Origin of the sequence: Zooshikella harenae (genome assembly GCF_018837975.1) — a bacterium.
Lineage (GTDB): Bacteria > Pseudomonadota > Gammaproteobacteria > Pseudomonadales > Zooshikellaceae > Zooshikella > Zooshikella harenae.
Genome location: NZ_JAGSOY010000079.1, coordinates 1 through 19,044 on the forward strand (window position 1 = coordinate 1; position 19,044 = coordinate 19,044).

The following is a 19,044-nucleotide window of genomic DNA, read 5'->3' on the forward strand; positions in this document are numbered from 1 at the left end:
CCAAATCGTAATATCGCCGCGACGACGCAATGCTTCCGTATATTCCGCCCAATTGATCACCTTATATTTGGCTTTTTTATGTTGCCGGTGACTGGATTGGTTATGTTTATACGGCATGTGATGGCTTCTGATGGGTTAGTAGTCGCATCAGGGTACCATTAATTCGCCAAAATACTAAAGAAGGATGGGCTGGCCGATTTATTCAACAACGCCTATGTCTGGATGCATTGGATTGAATTTTTACGGCTAAAAATAATTTAAAATAACAATCTTTAATGTGTGGTATAAGAAAAAAACTGCTTGAGGTGTTTTTCTATTTCATAACTTTTACAAATAATAGAATGTCCTTCCCTTGATAAATTTCCAAGTTTAATTTTTAGTGAAGTGCTGTGAGTATGGTGAGTGTTAATAGTTAATCGGTATTCACTTTGGTGTTCATAGTCTTTTGATTTGGTAAACAGGTTAAGTTTGCCATTATGTTTGTTGAAGTCGATATACTTTATATGACCACTATCTATTTGATAATTGTTTTTAATGCAGTAGTTTTGTACTTTATCTAAAAAAAGGAAAGTGTTTTTTATAATGACAGCAGTATCACCTAGTTCAAAGCATGTGCTGTCAATGAATGACTTATTATTATGACTTAAATATGTATGATTAATTGCGCACATGCAATAAATGTAGGGGTTGTCGTTTCGAGTATCAAATATGATTGGGGTATAATGATTGTTAATAGCTTTATTATGTATTGTTATTGATGGTATGCAACGTTGTACTATATGTGTAAACCCTTCATAAATATCTCGACGTTGGGTGTTGTATATAGGTTTTCTGAACATTTTTAGCTGCTGTAAAAGCATTTCGCCTTCATGGTGAAGTTTTTCCATATACTCACTTTCTCCAAATTTTATGAGGAAAAAAATACCCTTATCCATAATGCTACACCTCCCTGTATGCACTGGACAAATAATAATCAAGGTGATATCTGCTTACAATAGGGAAATCTCTGAAAATATTGAATAAATTATGAAGGAATACGTTTCAATTAAAAGAATTAATTTTTAAGAAATACTTCTGTAAATATATGCTCATAATGAAGGGTTTTCAGGGGCGGCTATCAAGTGATGAAGACTTAGGAGCTTATATTAATAAGTGACTGGAGTGACAGTTAATTGCTCCTGCATTAACTGCATTTCCACCATCCTTGGTGGTCGAGAATGCTGACAACAAACCCTAAAAATGATTCATGAAGGGTATACTAAAAGTAAAAAACGGTTACAAAAAGCTTAAGAAATTACGAGCCCCATTGAATGTAGAGGCACATAATTATGTACCTCTAATTCTCCTTACCCGAAAGGAACGGCCTTTTAACTTGCCTTCAGATAATTTTTTTAATGCAGGTTTACTTGCTTCCTGAGATACTGCAACGTATGCGCAATAGTCAAAAATATGAATTTTACCAACCTGTTTTCCGGCAATGCCATTTTTACCTGTTAATGCGCCAAGAATATCACCTGGCCTTACTTTTTGTTTTTTTCCACCATCAATTTGTAAGGTGACCATGGGTGGTTTGTCAGACTGCTTTTCTAATAGGTTAAAAGGAGGTAGTGGTTCTGGTTGGATAAAACTATTCAGCATGTCTTCGATTTTTGCAATCTTATGCTGTTCATTTTCACTATAGAGGGTACAGGCTGTACCTTTGCTACCCGCTCTACCTGTTCGTCCGATGCGGTGAACATGTACTTCAGGGTCTTTGGCAATATGATAGTTGATAACAACATCAACAGAGTCAATGTCCAAGCCTCTGGCCGCTACATCGGTAGCTACCAAGATAGTAGTACTTTGATTAGCAAACCGTACGAGAATTTGGTCACGGGCTTTTTGCTCTAAATCGCCATGTAATGCTAAAGCACTGAAGCCATGTTGACGTAATTCCTCTGCAACTTCTTGTGTAGCTTTTTTAGTACTGCAGAAAACAATAGCTGATACTGGCGAGAATTTGATAAGCACCAAGCGTAATGCGGTATCACGCTGTTTATTATTGTCAAGTTTATAAAAATATTGCTTGATTTTGGTATTGCTGTCGATGGTAGTGGTTTGCACCATTAGTGGACGATGCATAATCCGGCTGGCAATGGCTTGTATCTGATCAGGGTATGTTGCACTGAATAACAGCGTTTGTCGCTGGCTAGGCATTTTATCGATAATTGCATCAAGGGCATCTTGAAAGCCCATGTCTAACATACGATCTGCTTCGTCTAAAACCAGTGTGTTTAGGTGATCGAGTTGTAGAGTGCCTTTTCGTAAATGCTCTTCTATACGACCTGGTGTACCTACGATGATGTGAGCACCATGTTCAAGTGAGCCGATTTGGGGGCCAAAAGGCATACCGCCACACAACGTAAGAACCTTGATATTGTGGATAGCGCGGGCTAGTTTACGAAGCTCCTTGGCGACTTGGTCAGCCAGTTCTCTTGTCGGGCATAGTACCAGTGATTGGACTCTGAAGTGCTTAACATCAAGCTTGTTTAGCAAGCCCAGCGCAAAGGCTGCAGTCTTTCCAGACCCTGTTTTACCTTGGGCAATAACATCTTGTCCTTGCAGAATGGCAGGTAGACTTTGCTGCTGAATGGGGGTCATGGTCTGATAATTGAGAGAGGCCAGGTTATTTAGTAAGGCTGGCTGCAGCTTAAGTTTGCAAAAAGCGGTGTGATGCATTAAGTAATACCTGAATTCTGTTGTTGCCTGTTATTGCATCTTAGAGGCTGTACATCTTTTACAAATCATTTTTATACCCATTGGACACAAGGGGTTTGTTGTCTGTATTAAAGCGTTGTCTTCAACCTTTGCTACGACAATGATTGGTAATGTAAGCGTAAAATAGGTTCTCATGAGAATACATTGAGGCTTTCGTGTGGCGCATTGTAACAGATTAAGTGATGAGGAACAGGTTTATTTTAGCCATCGTTCTTGCGCTGATGAGCCGCTTTTATCAATAAAATAATGGGCTAATTCGGGGAAGAAAAGAAGGAAATCTTCTTCAATTGATTCCAGGTTCGATGCTATTAAGGGTAAATAGCTTGATGCTGTTTCTTTGGCGAGTATTCTTGGGGATAACCGAAGATCTATACGTTTAAGTGCTGACTCTAAACCAGAAAAATTTTCGTAACTCGAGAGAACGTTATGAGCAATAATTCGCTTAATAAAATCAGACGCTTGCTTTGGTAGATTGTTTAAATTATTAAGGGAGTTAAGATTAAATGTATTAATAAATTTATTAATGTCTGTGTTTATGAACTGTTCCCAGTGTTTAATTAATAAGTGATCAAATGTAATATCGATTACCACACCTTTAAGATAACCTTTCGTGCCAAGTCTGGTTTTTGCTCTCCTTACATGTTGATTAGCATCGGTGAATGAATCAATCCAACCATGCATTTGTATACCATCTAGGTGGGATGGGCTACATCCTGCCCATGGTTTTCCTTTTAGTGGATCTGCCAGTAAATTACCCAATTGATAGTCAATGTCTTTTTTAGATAATACGATATGGGCAAGGTAATTCATTTCACTACTACTTGTACAACTTATAAGATTTAAATGGCTTTGGTTATTACACTTATGGCTACATATACTGCTAACGAAGTATATGTAGCAAGCAGACACAGTGCGGATTCTATATGCTCAAGGCTGCAGCAGTGATTTAGTCCATAGGTCATCTTCTTTGCTAAAGCGTTCTCTTAGATGTAGCCGATTTTCTTTAAAAGTCAATTGAGACAGGATTGATGATAAGGCCACCCCAATGATTGGGTTTTGCTATAGACTTCCCGCCTCACTCTCATGAGAGAGGCTCAATGCGTTAAAGTAGTTGATCAGCTGAAGGGCACCTCTAAAAATAGAGATTTTTTTGTGAGAGCAAGGAAGCACTGCACGGAGGACCGCAGTGTATAAGGCATACATGAGGATCCGAGTACAGCGCTGACACAGTTGTCACGGAAAAAGTGCATTTTTAGAGGTTCTCTGAAGCTAAAGGTTAGCTTTGCTCACAGCACAGCATCCTTCAGGAAAGGTAGGGTTCAGAGGGGTTGATGAAGCATGAAGGGAAAACGCAAATAAAAATGATTCACGAAGTGTATACTTTAGTCTAATTGACGTCATCATAAAAATTATTTCTAATGCCTGCATTGTTAAACACAACCTTATCATTTTATGGTTTGTTAATTACACTAAATCAGTTGTTTGAGCCTATTTAGAAAAATGGTATTAAATGTCTTATTTATATAAACGAAGATTTTCTTTGGTAAATATAAATTAGTATTTGTTGCTGAGTTATGTAGGTAAATAGGTGCTTTCAAATAATCATTGTCTCCCAGGGTGGTATAAAGGGGGTAAGGGTGAAATGGGTTGTTAAAAGCCTGTCAAAATATAGCTGGATGGCTATTGTTTCAATACTTTGTGGCACAATATTTACTTTTGCCGAAGTTAGTTTTCTTTCATTAATAAGTGATTCACTCAATAACACCAAGGCAGTAAATATAGAAAGTGGTTTTTTATTAGTATTACTGGTTTTTGGTTCTGGATTTTTAACTAAACTCTTGCTTGATTTTTTAAGTGAATATTTTAGCTTTACTATTCACTACCAATTGACGAAAAGCCTGAATGACTGTAACTATGCATTAATGGAAAAAATAGGTGGGGCTCGTGCTTATGCAGCCTTAACGCGTGATATGGATATGTTACAGCAAGGCATGCGCATTATTCCAGAACTACTACTTAACTTTCTTATTATACTGGGTGTGTTAATTTATTTTTCAATACAATCTTTAACAGGGTTATTACACTATTCGTTTTTTTTATTGATAGCTGTAGGTGTTGCATTTTTAATGAATCACTATGTGAGTGGCCATTTACAAAATGTTAGGGAGAAGATTGATCATTTACATCTGCTTTACCATGAGTTATTCAATGGTGCAATGGAGGTCAAGTTAAGCGCAACACGACAGCATTGGCTCGTGAAGAAGAATTTATCAAATACATTATTGGCTATTCGCAGTAAACGCTTAAAAATTGCCTGGCTGGATGCCTTTAATCTTAATTGGGGGCACTGTATTACATTAACACTGCTCTTATCACTTTTATGGATACCTGAATGGTTTTTTGGTGAACAAGGAGTAGATCATCAATCGGGATTTATTTTAGCGACATTATTTTTAATAAGTCCTATTACCACCGTGTTGGAGTATATTCCAAAAGCGATTGAGAGTGTTATCAGCTTAAAACAGGTTTTACCATTAGCAACGCTTCCTGCACAAAAAGGACAGCATTATTCGTTGGACGATAGTGTGCGCCTTTCTAAAGCGGCATATCAATATCCTAACGAAGAACGACAAATTGGGCTTATGGATTTACAATTATCACCAGGACAGCTGCTCTTTATTGTTGGTGGCAATGGAGCCGGAAAATCAACCCTGATAAAAATGTTAAGTGGGTTATATCCTTTATGTTCAGGGCAGCGCCAGTTAGGTAATACAATTTTAAATAAAGACGATATGTTAAGCTGTGCTTTGGTAAGACCTTCTCCATACATCTTTGAAACGGTTATTGATCAGAATGGTGAGATAGCTGATGTTGAAATGGTAAATCATCGGTTATCTCAACTTAAGTTAAATGGCAGAGTCAGTTACCACCAAGGTCGTTTAAGCCAGGTAAAATTATCCCAGGGGCAAGTGAAACGACTAGCATTATTACAAGCATTGGTCAGTGGAGAACAACTATTATTACTTGATGAATTTGCGGCTGATCAAGACCCTTCATTCCGTCGATATTTTTATAAAGAATTATTACCCGCATTAAAAAATGAAGGGCGTACGATTATTGCCATTACACATGATGAGGCTTATTTCAGTGATGCTGATCGTGTATTAAAAATGGTTGATGGTCAGCTTATTGAATACAGTTTTGTGGGAAAAAATAAATGCCGAAATTTGTTGATTTGAGTGTGGCAATTGACCCTGATTATTGGGAACCAGATCCTGTTAAACGTAAGGTGATAGATCATAAACGTGGTGCTGATAGGCTAGGTTCGGCATTAGTGTATCTCAATAGTAACAGTTGGATTTCACGCTGTTGGGAGTGGCTTAAGTGGCGCTGTGGTTGGGGGATGAATCATAAAGACTTCCCCGATCATAAAGGCCTATCACTGATGTTTTATAACCTCAGTACCCATACAGGGACACATATGGATGCACCCTATCACTATGGTGATGTTAACCAGCAGGGACAGCCGCAAAAGACCATTACAGATATTCCCTTAGAGTGGTGTTATGGACAAGGGGTGGTAATTGCTGTCAGTAATGATGTTAAACGAGGCGCTATTTCTCTTTCTGAAATGATGCAGGCAATAACACAGCAAAATTTAAGAGTTGAAGCGAATGATATTGTACTGTTTTATACCGGAGCTGATAAATATCAAGGTACCCCACAATATTATTCGCAATTTAGAGGTGTTAGTCGAGAAGCTACCGACTGGTTAATTAGTCAAGGTGTCAAAGTTATTGGGATTGATAGTTTTAGTTTTGATCCTCCGTTTGCAGATATGGTTACCCATTACCTTGAAACAGGAAATAAATCAGTGCTATGGCCTGCGCATATGCTTGGTCGTGAAAAAGAATATTGTCAATTAGAACGGCTTGCTAATTTAGATCAATTACCCGTAGATAAAAAATTCAAAGTAAGTTGTTTTCCAATCAAACTTGAAAAAGCAGATGCCGCTTGGTGTCGGGTCGTTGCAATTCTAGATGAAGAGGTGAACTGTCGTGCAGCTTAAGCATGAAATTGAGGTTAATTGTCCAGCATGTGAGGCATTTTATTTTTGTAGTCAAGTAGAAAACTGGTCTACTTATTTTGCACCTTGCTTAAAATCAGAAGTTGTTGAACAAGAAGGTAACCAACAGCAAATTCGCCTCACTGCCTGGGGTAATGATCGGTTATTTTGTTGGCAGTCAATTCGTACTTTAGATGATCAAAAATTGGAAATTACTTTCCAACAAGCTAAGCCAATGCCTTTAGTGAATAATATGAAAGGTAAGTGGTGTTTTATTGCCTTAACGGACGATACCTGCTGTGTTGAGTTATGGCATGAGTTTTCAATCAAAGAAAATATCAGTGGTTTGGTTGAAGGCGTTAACTCAACGGTAGATGCTGAACAGTTTATGCAAAAAACCATTGATGCAAACAGTGATAGAGAGTTGCTGGCAATAAAAAAATGTTTGGAACAACAGACGTGGCATCATGAATTTGCAGAAGAACTCGTAGTGAAAGGTGATAAGGATATTATTTTTCAATTATTGCGCGAAGCGGAATACTGGCCTGCTTTATTACCTCATTGTACTCAGGTTGATATGGAATATAACGATGGGGAACACCAAATTTTCACTATGACTGTGCAGGTTAATGGTGGGGATGAAGTGATTCGAACTATTCGTCGTTGTGCAGATCATGCCGTAACTTATTTCCAACCAACACCACCTTTACCTCTTAAAAAACATGTTGGTAGCTGGACATTAGAAGACACAACAACTGGTGTAAAAATAAATTCTTGGCATGATGTTGTGCTTAATCCTGAGCATTGGCAAGCATTGAATAAAACACCCGCAGAAGCCAAACAGCTGGTTGCTCAAGCTATTAATAATAATAGTTTGGGTACAATGCATGCTATTCAGCAAAAACTGGCTGAACTCTCAGCATAAAACTATACCCACAGCGAAGAATCTTTAGGGCTTTTTGTTTACCGAATACGAAAGGCATAAAACCTAAAAAAAGAATTATGGTGGAAAAAACCATGGCAAAAAAAACAGCATTAATAACTGGGGCCAGTCGAGGCATTGGCGCTGCAATAAGCCTGCGTTTAGCAGAAGAAGGTATGAATTGTGTTTTAGTGGCGAGAGAGCAAGCAGCATTACAAACTCTGGCGAATAAGCTTAGCGAAAAGGGCTGTGAGGTTTTAACAATAAGTTGTGATGTAACTGATGAGCATGCCGTTAATGGCATGGTTAAACAGGCGGTCGAACATTTTGGTCGTATTGATGTATTGGTGAATTGTGCAGGACGAGGAGGTGGTGGTATTACCCAGAACCTGTCTACGGATTTATGGCGTGATGTAATTAACACCAACTTGAACAGTATGTTCTATGTGACTCATGCAGTACTGAATCACGGCAAAATGTCTGCGGGTAGCAATATTATCAATATCGCCAGTACGGGTGGTAAACAAGGCGTTATTCATGGCGCACCTTACAGTGCATCCAAACATGGCATGGTCGGCTTTACCAAAGCACTCGGTTTGGAATTAGCACGTAATGGCAGTGGCATTACAGTTAATGCAGTTTGCCCTGGTTTTGTTGAAACTGATATGGCAAAGCAGGTACGCACTAATTATGCACGGCTTTGGCAGGTCGATGAGGCAGAAGCTAAGCGGTGTATTGAGGAGCGTGTCCCTATTGGCCGTTATATTGAGCCTGACGAAGTAGCGGCCATGGTTGCTTATCTGACTTCTCCTTTAGCGAAAGGCGTGACAGCTCAAGCATTGAATGTTTGTGGTGGGCTTGGTAATTACTAAGGTGACAATCACGATGAATCAACAAAAACCAAAACAAAGACGCGTGGTGGTAACCGGGCTAGGCGTTATTGCCCCGAATGGTATTGGTACTGAACAGTTTTGGCAAAACTGTATGCAAGGCGTTTCAGGTGTCGATGTGGTCAGTCAGTTTGATACTGCAGGGCTGGAAGCCAAGATTGCGGGTATCGTAAAAGGATTTATACCTTCTGACTGGGAAATAAGTGAGGAACAAGGCCAACGCTTGGATCGGCATGTTTTATTTGCATTGGCTGCGAGTAAGATGGCTATGTCAGTGGCAGGTTTGCAAGCTGGAGTGATTCCTGATGAATTAATGGGCGTGTCCATTGCCACAGCCATTGCTGGTACTGGCTATATGGAACAAGCTTTCCTGCGCTATACCGATCATGCCAGTAAGCCGATTGATTATAGTCAAGTTGATCGCCACTTATATCCTTATATTGGCTTTAATAGCGCTTCGACTGAAGTCGCTGCTCAATACCATCTTTGTGGGCCTACCGCTTCTTTAGCAACGGGCTGCACGGCTGGTTTGGATGCCTTAGGGTTTGCGCTGGAGTGTATCCGCAATAATGAAGCCGATGTGATGCTAGCTGGTGCTACAGAAGCGCCACTCACCCCGATAACGATGGCAGCCTTTGACATTATTGGTGCGCTCAGTAGTAGTCATAATGAATCACCCACCGAGGCTTCTCGTCCTTTTGATAAAAATAGAGACGGGTTTGTCCTAGGGGAAGGCTGTGGCATTTTAGTGTTGGAAGAATACGAGCATGCATGCCGCAGAGGTGCCCCCATTTTAGCGGAGGTGTGTGGTTTTGGCTCGACCTGTAATGCTTACCACATGACAGATTTACCTGAAGATGGAGAAGAACTATTACGCAGCATGTCATTAGCACTTGAAGATGCTGATATTAAGCCTGGTCAAATCGACCATGTTAATGCGCATGGTAGCTCTACACCTCAAAATGATGTGAATGAGTCACAAGCCCTGTTAAAACTGATGGGGGAACATGCCAGACACATCCCAGTCTGCTCGCTGAAATCAATGAATGGCCATGCACTGTCTGCTGCCAATGCTATTGAAATGGTGGCTGCAGTTTTAAGCCTGGTCCATCAACAAGTGCCTCCTACTATTAACTATCAGACTGCAGACCCTGACTGTCCTTTGGATTATGTTGCAAACCAGGGGCGTGCCGCTGCAATGAGCTACGTATTGAAAGCAGCCAGTGGTTTTTCAGGTATTCACAGTGCAGTTGTACTGAAACGCATTGAGGACTAGAGAGAGTTGGCGATGAATAATGATGTAGTTGTGACAGGTTTGGGTATATTGGTTCCAGGTTGTGATGATAAACAGGCATTGTGGGTAAAAGCACTAACACCACAAGCATGTGGGCAATTTAATGAGGACCTGCAAGGCCATGTGGCTGTTATTGATGAGCAGCAGCTGTTTTCAGGTCTTTCCAAGCGGCAAATTCGTAAGATTGACTCATTTTCCCATTTTGGTTTGGTTGCAGCAGAGCGTGCTTTGCAAGATGCTGGATTGAATCCTGAAACCGTTGACCGCCAGCGAATAGGGGTTTTAGTAGGCAATTGTTTTGGTGGATGGGCTTTTACCGAACGCGAACTTCGAAATTTACATAAGCCGCAAGGTTCTTCCCGTGATGTGAGTCCTTTTCAGGCGACAGCTTGGTTTCCTGCTGCTGTACAAGGTCAAATTTCTCTGCAATATGGCTTAAAAGGATTCAGTAAAACATTAATGGCTGATCGGGCAAGCAGTTTAATGAGTGTGGGTATGGCGGCTAATCTGATTGCTCAAGGCAAGTTAGACTGTGCAATAGCAGGTGGTTGCGAAGCGATTAATACCGATTTTATTTTGGCTGCATTGCAAGGTGTACCAGAGGGAATAACTCCTACTGGCCACTATGCACCATTCGATAAACAAGCTAATGGCATGGTTCCTGGAGAAGGTGCGGTATTTTTGCTATTGGAATCAGTGGAACATGCTCAGGCTAGAGGAAAAGAACCTTATGCTCAAATAAAACGCTGGAGTATGCGTAATGATCCAACGTGCTCTGGAAAAGGGCTGGAGCAAACTATGCTTGCAGCAGCAGGAGGTTGTCCAGTGGATCTGCTGATTGCTGATGGTGCTGCACAGGCTCTTCAGGATCAACAGGAAGCAGAAGTCATTCAATGGGTACTCAGCCAGCATACCCGTGTTTCAACGCCTAAAGCATCAATAGGACAATTATTTGGTGCCGCAGGTGCATTGGATATCGCGTTAGCAGCGTTGATGCTTGAAAAGCAAGTGGTATTACCCACACCACAATGTTCCGCAGAGCCAATATTCACCAATCAACAGCTCATCCAGCAGGCTGAAGAAAAAGCATTATCACGGATTTTAATTAACAGCCGTGGTTTGGGAGGCACTGCTGCGACGTTAGCATTATCTGCATTTCACTAAATAGCATACGTCTAATTAATTATTTACTAGGGGATAAAAATGACTAATGAAACAGTAAAAGCCATTTATACGACACTTGCAGAATATCTTGATATGCCTGTTAGTGAATTAAAAGAAAATACCAATCTGGAAAATGAGTTGCTGTTAGATTCAACAGAGTTGGTTTGTATTATGGTGGCCCTGGAAAAGTCGATGGATATTAGCCTGAAAAATGTTCCTTTTAAGGATTGGGTTGTGATTAACGATATTGTGAATGCTGTTGAGCAGCGGCTTAGCGAGGCTGCTTAGGGAGAGTATACTATGTCGAGTGTCTATCAGCGGGTAAAATCAACCGCTGAAACCTATGCCAACCATACTGCGATATGCGTAGCTGGTCAGTTGGTTTCTTATGAAGCGTTGCTTAACCAGGTTCATTATCGGGTGCGTTGGCTACAATCGCAGGGTGTTTGTCCAACACACCGATTACTTGTGACGGAGTCTGATACATATCAACTTATTGTGCTTGAATTGGCTGCCAGCTATTTAGGTTTAACGTTAATTTATCTTGAGGGATTAGTTAAAGCCAGACACCATGAGTTGAATGCGATTGTGAGTGATGCGGCAGCTGATTGGCTGATTGAAGATTCAAATGGAACAGATGTCGTTTTTCCACAACAGTTTCGACTGACATTACCTGACGTAGAAAACCAGAAAGACGTGCATTTAGACGCCAGTTTCTGTGTAAAGCAGAAGACTGATAATGTATTGGTACAAGCATATACCAGTGGTACTACGGGTAAACCGAAAGGCGTTTGTTTATCTGATTATCGACTTTGTTCGCAAGGTCAATCCGTCGCGAAAGCTATGCAAATACATGCTCAAGCACGGATTTTATTAGACGACAGTATTATTGATTTAAAAGGACAGTTATTGATGCTGGCAGGGTTTAGCCAGGGTGCTTGTTTGGTCATCAATGATGTGCCAGATGATCAGCAGGTTTTTGCTGTAGCTGCAGAATACGGCATTAGCCATATGATGTTGCCTCCTTTTTATCTCGCAGAAGCGCTTAAAGACTCTGAACTTGAATCCAGAAATCTTTCAGCTTTAGAGTTAATTGCCTATGGTTGTGCACCTATAGACCAAACTCTTTTACAGCGAGCACAACGTATTCTTTCGTGTCGATGGTTACAAGGCTATGGATTAACAGAAACAGCAGGGCCTTTTTGCTGGTTAGCGAATGATGATCATGAGCAAGGTAGAGGCACAGTGGGTAAGCCTGCAAAAGGCGTTACACTCAAACTGACGGATCGAGCAGGTAATCCTTCTCAGCCAGGGCAGGTAGGTGAAATTTGGGTGCAGTCGCCAGGCAATATGTTGGGGTATTGGGATGCTGAACACGGTCAGCCAGTTGCCAGTGAGGAAATTATTCAACAAGATTGGTTAAAAACAGGTGATATGGGGGTGTTAACGTCAGAGGGGTTTTTACAACTAAAAGGTCGTCTACGTGACATTGTTTTGTTAGCGGATGGGTTTACAGTGTATACCCGAGAAATTGAAGAAACGATCCTTAGTTTAAATCTGCTTGATGATGTAGCAGTTGCTGCTTGGCAAGATAATGAACAAGGCGAAGTTCCTCTTGTATTTATGCGTTCGACGCAAAACATATTATCAATGTTACCTAAAATTCAGCAGCATTTATTAACAGCATTAAGCCCATTAAAGCATCCAAAATATGCCTATATTTATAATAAACCGTTTCCTCGTGGGCGTAATGGTAAAATTCAAAAGCATGAGCTTGTTGACGATGTGAAACAACAGCAGTTAATTCCATTATTTATTTAATGTTTTTTTAGGTTTAATTTCTATTTGGCTTACTGCTAATCATGACTGATTAATGACGTTTTATTAAACGACAATGTGACGAAAGTGAGTAGCTTGGTCAACAGATTATACAAGTGGCAATACCATGAGCATGATGACGCCTCAACAATTTTCTGAACTATATTATTTTTTACCTCGAATTATGTTTGGTGGAACAGAATGGGGGGAAATAATTGATGTGAGTAAAAAAATTACAGCATCACCGAGTAAAGATGCTGAAAAATTTTGGCCACAATGGTTCGATGCCTGGAATACACATGGTAATGAATTAGTAAGTGTTGCCAGAGAATGTCATCATAAAACAGCTGCAGAACTTTATTTAAAAGCTGCGGCAGCCTATCACTGGGCTGAGTTTATGTTTTTTGCTGACCCTGCAAAAAAAGAACAGGTTCGTGCAAAAGTGACTGATAGTTTTCTACATGCCTTACCAAACCATCCTTATCCATGTGAACGATTAGAGCTTCGTTATTCACAGCAAGTGTTACCTGGCTATTTGTTGCATGCCAAAAAAGATCAGCCATCCCCGTGTGTGATATTACTGAATGGACTTGATTCAGCTAAAGAAGTTGAGTTGTATGCTTTTTGTAAACACTTCTTGCGCGAAGGCATTAGTTGTTTTATTTTTGATGGGCCAGGACAGGGAGAGTTACTCGGACAGACTGCTATGCCCATTGAGTTTGAAAATGTATTTGGCACTGTTTTTGATACGCTCCGTCAGCATCAGGCGATCGATCGTAATAGATTAGGTGTTTTTGGTGTTAGTTTTGGGGGATATTTAGCGCTACGTTGTGCATCTCATTTTCCTGAAATAAAAGCTGCAATTAATTTATCAGGTGCTTTTGACATCAGTAACTATCTAGATATTAATCCTCGTGTACGTCACGATTTTAGATATGTTTTTCATGCAGCTGATGATCAGGAGATGGCAAGGATTGCGGCGGATAAACTAACACTTGAGGGAAAAACTAATCCAAATTGTCCTGTACTTTGTATTCATGGTGAAAACGATGCTGTATTTCCAATGAAAAATTGTCAGTTAATTAAAGACTGGATAGGTGAGAGCAACGTTTCCATGTTGGAGTATCCTCAGGAAGCTCATGTGTGCCAGCACTATTTTCATGATTATTTGCCCAAAGCAGCAAATTGGTTAGCGAAATTGATATGCCCATAATGAAGGGTATTTAACATGTACTGTGAAAGTTTGTCACCCAAGGCTATTGATCAGTGGCAAGATATTAGACCAACACAGTTGTATCATTTTTTAAAGTGTTTTGGTTATGCTACGAATGTAGTATATATACCTTATAAAAGGAGTCTGAGTCGAGAAGAGCAGGGTAGAGAAGCACATTGCTGGTTACAGGCAATGCTTGCTACCTTATTGGAGGTACCTAAGCACTGCTTGCGCTTTAAAAGAACGTCTTTTGGTGAGCCTTATATACCTGGTGTAAATATTGGGTTTAATATAAGTCATTGCTCACAAGGTTTGCTAATAGGTATTTCACCAGAGTCTATTGGAGTAGATATAGCTTGGTTTAAAAAAAGACTTAATTTACAAGCATTACATGAACGAACTTCTCATCCTGACCTGCTGACTTGCTATCCTGAACCTGCGGTTCAGGATATCTTGACATTTTGGTCAGGTAAGGAAGCTGTACTTAAGGCAGCAGGAGTAGGGCTTAAAATTGAACCAAGTAAACTAAAGATGAAGTTATATAAATCTCTGATTTATCAAGTTGTTTACGTGGGTAGAAAACCTTATTGGCTAACGTGGTTACCCCAAATAGCTGATATGATTTTTAGTTTATCATTGACTAAAAGAAGCCCACTATTGTTGTGGAAGATTTGTAGTCAGTAGTAAATTGGTTTCTTATTAATATTAATTATGAATCACTTTTAGGTGTTATAAAAAAACTAAAAATGCCCTATACGCAGGGATATGAAAAATATGGAGCTTGTATGAGATCATTAGTTAAAACTATCCACTTAATTGCCTTGGCAGTATTTTTAGGAAGCATTATAACGTATATTTTTGCTGGTGTATTTATTCCTGAAGGGAATGCTCATGCTTTAACACTGAACCGCCAGTTTGTGTTTACAGGCACTAAGTTATTGACAATACCTGCTATGCTTGTCACAGGAATCACTGGTTTATTACTTATGGGCAAGCCAAATCAAAGATGGTTATGGGTGAAGCTGATTGGCTTTGTTGTTATTGCGCTTAATACTTACTTGTTCATTTATCCTGCAATAGACGATTCCGTCGCTTTTCTGAGTGAAAATAAGATTGAGCTATTTGATGGTGCGTTAATGAAAGAAGCAATATTTGGCGCGTTAAATATTTTATTGATTATCGCACTTGTTTTTGTAGCGACTAAGAAACCTTCTTTTTTTGCTAACCGAAAAGCTAACTAGAAACATATTTTCCCCTCTGCTTACAAAGGAGAGTTATAAGTAAGGGGGGAAGTGCTTTCTTCTCATTATTGTCTTATCTATTTGTTACTCCTTCTAAACTTATCATCCCATGGGAATTTTTATTTAAGCTCCTGAATAGATATTCATTAATAATGTGTAACTAATTCACCTTTAAGCCTAGCCTGAAGAGAACTAAACTTTCATCTAATAGGACGTTTACTATCTTGAGGTTTTTAATGCATAGCATACTTACTTCTCTCTTTTTTCTTACGCTTACTGCTACTACGATTTCAGCAGAAGAGTTAGTTATTTTTAATTGGCAGGAGTATTTGTCAACACAGGTTATTGAACGGTGGGAAAAAGAAACAGGCTGGAATATTCACCAAATTTATTATGATACCGATGAAATGCGTGATGAAGTACTGGCAAGTGAGGTTGGAAAGCAATTTGACTTAGTTGTAATTGATAGTATTTCTGCTCAACTATTTGGTAAAAATAACAAGTTGGTTTCAATCACACGTTCAGAAGTAAATAATTTAGTTAATATTAAAAAACGCTGGATTCAAAGTTGTGGTAACTTTGGTGTTCCCTATTTCTGGGGTACGGTTGGTATTGTATATCGGGCAGACAAGGTTACGACTAAACCAGTATCATGGCGAGCGCTGATAGAACCTGATGCTAGCCTTTTTGGGCATATAGGTATGCATGAAGACTTTACCGATACATTAATTCCTGCATTAAAGTTGAGTGGATATTCTATATATAGTGAGAATAATAATCATCTTAAAGCGGCTTATCAGTTACTTAAAAACCAACTTCCTGCTGTACTGACGTATGACTATGTTATAAGTTATATTAGCGCAAAGCCTGATGATGAAACGTTATATATGGCTATTGGGTATAGTGGTGATCAACATACGCTAAACGATGTAACAGGAAAAGACAGTTGGCGGTACATCGTACCGGATGAAGGTACATCACTGTGGATAGATTGTTTTTCTGTATTGAGCCATTCGACGAAGAAAAAGCAGGCATTAGCATTTCTCAATTTTATTAATAATGCTGAAAATGCTGCAAAGAATGCAGAGGATATAGGGTATTCAACGACTAATAATGCTGCAATCGAACTATTACCTAATGAAGTAAAAAGTGATAAAAGTATTTATCCTGAGCAAAGTGTATTAGATAGAAGTGAGCCTTATAGAATTATCTCAGATAAAAATATGAGTCAGAGAAATCGAATCATGCGGGCATTGAGCAAAGAGCATGAGACTAAGTAGACGTGTTAGAGTATTAATTCTTCCGGTTTTAGTATTGAGCTACCTGATTACGTTTATAGGTATTTATCAGGTGCAAAAAAAATCGTTGATTGATTTTATCTCTAGTCAGGCAAAGTTACAACTTAATCAGTTAGTCGATAGTATGAATAGGTATCTTAGCTTTGCTGACACTTATTTCCCATCACTGGTAAGAAGTGCTGAAATTAGACAGTATTTAAATGTGGAAGATAAACGTTTCAAAGCACTTGCTGTTGAAGGTAATTTAGAAACAGCTATTCAAGACTTAGATGAAATTGACTTTCAATACATATCATTAGCAATTTTTTTTCCAGATAACAGCATCGAATTTTACTATGAAAATAGTGGTGATCCCTTCAGTACAATTGATCCTGATATTCCAATCATAGTAAAAAAAATGCGTGAAGAACAAATTATTAGTAATAGATATTTACTAAGTAAGAATAATAAAACGAGGCTTCTCTACATCCGCTTTATTGATAGGTATACACAACGCAAACCTTTAATGAAGGAGTGGGAACAATCTATTGCAGTTGTGATGGCATTTGATGCCACTGATTTTGATGAATTACGAAAAACCTTAAAAGAAGAGCAAAATAGCAATACATTGGTATTTGGAATAGACAGTGAAAAAAAAGTAACAACTGACTCACTGATTTCAGTAGCTTATGATATTCCGAATTTAGGTAATATTGTACTTAATGTCAGTGATGAAAAAATATCCGGACAGTTACGAGAGCTTGAGAAACGCATGTTGTTGTCATTTTTGATTCTTACTCTCTGTTCATATGTTATGCTAATATTTTTGATCAAACGTTATATTACAAGCCCTATAGAGGTTCTTGAAAAAGATTTAACGAATGTCTTAGAAGGAAATAAAGATAAACCTAATGCTTATGATAGTCAGGATGAAGTAGGTAGTTTAAGTCGTGCTTTTGTTCGTGTCTATGAACAACTTCATAAAGTATATGAAGTGACTAAGGAAATGGCTGAACGTGATGCACTGACAAAGTTATATAATCGTAGAACGTTTACTCAGTGCTTGGAACGTGTAATTGATCGGGCACATAGAAAAGTAAAGAAAGTTGCACTACTTTATATTGACTTAGATAACTTTAAGTTCGTGAATGATAAGTTTGGTCACGAAGCGGGCGATATTTTGCTTAAGACGTTTGCCGAGCGTTTACAGTTATCAGTACGCACGACAGATATTGTTATTAACGTTAATGATCATGATTTAGCAAGGTTGGCCGGAGATGAGTTTGCTGTACTGTTACATGACTTTGATAAAGAAGCAGTCCTTTATAAAGTTGCAGAAAGAATATTAAAGTTATTTGAGGGTGGGTTTGACTGTGAGGCAGGTTATTTTCCTGTATCGGCCAGTATAGGTATTGCTGTATACCCTGATGATGGATCAAAGCCTACTGAGCTGATTTCTAATGCGGATACTGCAATGTATCAAGCAAAACATGCAGGAAAAAACCAATATGCATTTTATTCTCAGGAGTTAGCTGTTCAAGCAAGAAGAGATAAAGAAATTGAAACAGAACTTAAGAAGAGAGATTTTACAGAGTTTGAAGTTTTTTATATGCCTATTTATAATGCAAAAAAAATAAAAATTTCTGGAGTTGAAGCCTTATTGCGTTGGCAATCAAGTGTGCTTGGTTTTGTATCTCCTGCTGACTTCATACCGATTGCAGAAAGCCGTGGTTACTTTGAAACAATAGATTTTTGGGTTATTGGACAAGTTATAAAAGATATTCCTCAATTACAGGCTCTGTATGGTACTGATCTAAAAATAGCGATTAATATTTCATCTGCGCATCTTAGTTCAACACACTTTATTGATAAGTTATCAACTGTTTTTTCAGAAAGTAAGGTGGATATTTCAATCATTCAATTAGAAATTACTGAGACATTTGAAATAAGTGATATCGGCAAGGTTGAAAAAAATTTAGCATTGCTAAAAAATATTGGCGTGTCACTGGCGATCGACGATTTTGGGGCGGGTTATACATCCTTGGTTCAACTATTGAATTACCCCATTGATACCATCAAAGTAGATAAAACATTGGTTGATATGATGGTTGATAATCGGCGCTGTGCAATGGTGATATCATTGATAAAATATCTGAAGCACCAAGGCTTTAAAGTAACTGTTGAAGGTATTGAACATAAAGTGCAAGCTGAGCAATTAATTGCGGCAGGGTGTGATGACTTACAGGGCTATCTTTACTGTAAACCAATGCCTTTAAGCTATCATACACAAATGGCAAAGGCTTCATCAAGTTAGGACATGTAAACATTATAAGAAGCAGAGTTAAAGCTATACTACTCTGAATGTATCCTGATGTTAAAGGTAATATTCTTAATGAGTAGTT

16 protein-coding genes are annotated in these 19,044 nt (G+C 38.9%); 13 read left to right on the forward strand and 3 right to left on the reverse strand.

Annotated elements, in window-relative coordinates:
- Positions 1-272: 272 nt before the first annotated feature.
- From KCG35_RS20415 to KCG35_RS20425, 3 genes are all read right to left on the reverse strand, one after another.
- Positions 273-935: a hypothetical protein gene (locus KCG35_RS20415; protein ID WP_215821712.1), complete on the reverse strand. Its 663-nt coding sequence runs from the start codon at positions 933-935 to the stop codon at positions 273-275.
- A 391-nt stretch (positions 936-1,326) separates the two neighbouring features.
- Positions 1,327-2,718 (reverse strand): ATP-dependent RNA helicase DbpA, encoded by a 1,392-nt coding sequence (dbpA, locus tag KCG35_RS20420; protein ID WP_215821713.1) that lies wholly within the window; start codon positions 2,716-2,718, stop codon positions 1,327-1,329.
- A 234-nt stretch (positions 2,719-2,952) separates the two neighbouring features.
- Positions 2,953-3,567 (reverse strand): ACP phosphodiesterase, encoded by a 615-nt coding sequence (locus tag KCG35_RS20425; RefSeq protein WP_215821714.1) that lies wholly within the window; start codon positions 3,565-3,567, stop codon positions 2,953-2,955.
- Positions 3,568-4,394: 827 nt separating this feature from the next.
- On the opposite strand from KCG35_RS20425, the gene KCG35_RS26990 reads away from it, so the two are divergent.
- The 13 genes from KCG35_RS26990 (at position 4,395) to KCG35_RS20490 (ending at position 18,956) form a co-directional block, all read left to right on the forward strand.
- Positions 4,395-5,996, forward strand: coding sequence for an ATP-binding cassette domain-containing protein (locus KCG35_RS26990; protein ID WP_215821715.1), 1,602 nt, complete (start codon positions 4,395-4,397; stop codon positions 5,994-5,996).
- Positions 5,975-6,826 (forward strand): cyclase family protein, encoded by an 852-nt coding sequence (locus tag KCG35_RS20435; RefSeq protein WP_215821716.1) that lies wholly within the window; start codon positions 5,975-5,977, stop codon positions 6,824-6,826. Before KCG35_RS26990 ends, KCG35_RS20435 begins: the two co-directional genes overlap by 22 nt.
- On the forward strand, positions 6,816-7,748 hold the full coding sequence (locus KCG35_RS20440; RefSeq protein ID WP_215821717.1) for an SRPBCC family protein: 933 nt from the start codon (positions 6,816-6,818) through the stop codon (positions 7,746-7,748). The genes KCG35_RS20435 and KCG35_RS20440 overlap by 11 nt, the downstream gene beginning before the upstream one ends.
- 92 nt (positions 7,749-7,840) lie before the next feature.
- Complete coding sequence (locus KCG35_RS20445; RefSeq protein ID WP_215821718.1) at positions 7,841-8,617, forward strand: SDR family NAD(P)-dependent oxidoreductase; 777 nt, start codon at positions 7,841-7,843, stop codon at positions 8,615-8,617.
- A gap of 13 nt (positions 8,618-8,630) precedes the next feature.
- Positions 8,631-9,911 carry a beta-ketoacyl-[acyl-carrier-protein] synthase family protein gene (locus KCG35_RS20450; RefSeq protein ID WP_215821719.1) on the forward strand — a complete coding sequence of 427 codons (1,281 nt, stop codon included), beginning with the start codon at positions 8,631-8,633 and terminating at the stop codon, positions 9,909-9,911.
- Between the two features lie 12 nt (positions 9,912-9,923).
- The gene (locus tag KCG35_RS20455) at positions 9,924-11,093 is read left to right on the forward strand and encodes a beta-ketoacyl-[acyl-carrier-protein] synthase family protein (RefSeq protein ID WP_215821720.1); all 1,170 of its coding nucleotides are present in this window, start codon (positions 9,924-9,926) and stop codon (positions 11,091-11,093) included.
- A 39-nt stretch (positions 11,094-11,132) separates the two neighbouring features.
- The gene (locus KCG35_RS20460) at positions 11,133-11,381 is read left to right on the forward strand and encodes an acyl carrier protein (RefSeq protein ID WP_215821721.1); all 249 of its coding nucleotides are present in this window, start codon (positions 11,133-11,135) and stop codon (positions 11,379-11,381) included.
- Positions 11,382-11,393: 12 nt separating this feature from the next.
- Complete coding sequence (locus KCG35_RS20465; protein WP_215821722.1) at positions 11,394-12,914, forward strand: class I adenylate-forming enzyme family protein; 1,521 nt, start codon at positions 11,394-11,396, stop codon at positions 12,912-12,914.
- A 124-nt stretch (positions 12,915-13,038) separates the two neighbouring features.
- A complete protein-coding gene (locus KCG35_RS20470) occupies positions 13,039-14,124 on the forward strand; it encodes an alpha/beta hydrolase family protein (RefSeq protein ID WP_215821723.1) in 1,086 nt (361 codons plus the stop codon).
- Between the two features lie 15 nt (positions 14,125-14,139).
- Entirely contained in the window at positions 14,140-14,808 is a 669-nt protein-coding gene (locus tag KCG35_RS20475) for a 4'-phosphopantetheinyl transferase family protein (RefSeq protein ID WP_215821724.1), read from the forward strand.
- A 101-nt stretch (positions 14,809-14,909) separates the two neighbouring features.
- Positions 14,910-15,365, forward strand: a complete 456-nt coding sequence (locus KCG35_RS20480) for a hypothetical protein (protein ID WP_215821725.1) — start codon at positions 14,910-14,912, stop codon at positions 15,363-15,365.
- A gap of 236 nt (positions 15,366-15,601) precedes the next feature.
- A complete protein-coding gene (locus tag KCG35_RS20485) occupies positions 15,602-16,645 on the forward strand; it encodes a polyamine ABC transporter substrate-binding protein (RefSeq protein WP_215821726.1) in 1,044 nt (347 codons plus the stop codon).
- Complete coding sequence (locus KCG35_RS20490) at positions 16,632-18,956, forward strand: EAL domain-containing protein (RefSeq protein WP_215821727.1); 2,325 nt, start codon at positions 16,632-16,634, stop codon at positions 18,954-18,956. Before KCG35_RS20485 ends, KCG35_RS20490 begins: the two co-directional genes overlap by 14 nt.
- Positions 18,957-19,044 lie beyond the last annotated feature (88 nt).

What these genes read in the sequence shown, in the direction of transcription:
- KCG35_RS20445 (WP_215821718.1), top strand. Translation starts at nt 7,841, where the DNA reads ATGGCAAAAAAAACAGCATTAATAACTGGGGCCAGTCGAGGCATTGGC.
- KCG35_RS20465 (WP_215821722.1), top strand. Translation starts at nt 11,394, where the DNA reads ATGTCGAGTGTCTATCAGCGGGTAAAATCAACCGCTGAAACCTATGCC.
- KCG35_RS20450 (WP_215821719.1), top strand. Translation starts at nt 8,631, where the DNA reads ATGAATCAACAAAAACCAAAACAAAGACGCGTGGTGGTAACCGGGCTA.
- KCG35_RS20485 (WP_215821726.1), top strand. Translation starts at nt 15,602, where the DNA reads ATGCATAGCATACTTACTTCTCTCTTTTTTCTTACGCTTACTGCTACT.
- KCG35_RS20415 (WP_215821712.1), bottom strand. Translation starts at nt 935, where the DNA reads ATGGATAAGGGTATTTTTTTCCTCATAAAATTTGGAGAAAGTGAGTAT.
- KCG35_RS20460 (WP_215821721.1), top strand. Translation starts at nt 11,133, where the DNA reads ATGACTAATGAAACAGTAAAAGCCATTTATACGACACTTGCAGAATAT.
- KCG35_RS20425 (WP_215821714.1), bottom strand. Translation starts at nt 3,567, where the DNA reads ATGAATTACCTTGCCCATATCGTATTATCTAAAAAAGACATTGACTAT.
- KCG35_RS20455 (WP_215821720.1), top strand. Translation starts at nt 9,924, where the DNA reads ATGAATAATGATGTAGTTGTGACAGGTTTGGGTATATTGGTTCCAGGT.
- KCG35_RS20435 (WP_215821716.1), top strand. Translation starts at nt 5,975, where the DNA reads ATGCCGAAATTTGTTGATTTGAGTGTGGCAATTGACCCTGATTATTGG.
- KCG35_RS20490 (WP_215821727.1), top strand. Translation starts at nt 16,632, where the DNA reads ATGAGACTAAGTAGACGTGTTAGAGTATTAATTCTTCCGGTTTTAGTA.
- KCG35_RS20480 (WP_215821725.1), top strand. Translation starts at nt 14,910, where the DNA reads ATGAGATCATTAGTTAAAACTATCCACTTAATTGCCTTGGCAGTATTT.
- dbpA (WP_215821713.1), bottom strand. Translation starts at nt 2,718, where the DNA reads ATGCATCACACCGCTTTTTGCAAACTTAAGCTGCAGCCAGCCTTACTA.
- KCG35_RS20475 (WP_215821724.1), top strand. Translation starts at nt 14,140, where the DNA reads ATGTACTGTGAAAGTTTGTCACCCAAGGCTATTGATCAGTGGCAAGAT.
- KCG35_RS20470 (WP_215821723.1), top strand. Translation starts at nt 13,039, where the DNA reads ATGAGCATGATGACGCCTCAACAATTTTCTGAACTATATTATTTTTTA.